We start from the raw sequence: 421 nt of genomic DNA on the forward strand, positions 1-421 counted from the left end.
TCATTGTTGGCGTTTTTCTCTAATACCGTCCAAATCATCTTTTTAATAAACTCAGGGTGGCGTTTGGGATCGAGCGCCATGGTATCACGCATACAGAACCAGTGATTGCCGCCTAAGTCTTGTTGACGATTTGCACTGCCAAAGTACGCAGATTGCAAACCTTGTAGATAGGCATTGAGGCGTATTGATTCGACGGTGTCCGTTTCATCAATGTGCTGCAAAAAGTAAGGCAGCTTGGTGAGGTCTGCCGTGTCTTTTTTATCAATGCTCATGAGAGTTGGGCTATTGTATTGCTCGTGTATCTCGCTCAGCAGTTGAGTGAGCTCAGGAAAATGCGTTTGCGCTTGTGCACTTGCGCAGGTAAGCAGCAGTAAAGGTAGGACTTTTTTCATAATAACGCTCCCTTTAGATACCTGATCAT

1 protein-coding gene is annotated in these 421 nt (G+C 45.1%); it reads right to left on the reverse strand.

From position 1 onward, the window contains the following. Positions 1-392: hypothetical protein (locus tag UF06_RS04375; RefSeq protein WP_045569351.1), on the reverse strand; the 392-nt coding region annotated here is incomplete at its 3' end. Positions 393-421: the final 29 nt, after the last annotated feature.

It is taken from the genome of Vibrio sp. S234-5, from assembly GCF_000960595.1.
Classification (GTDB): domain Bacteria; phylum Pseudomonadota; class Gammaproteobacteria; order Enterobacterales; family Vibrionaceae; genus Vibrio.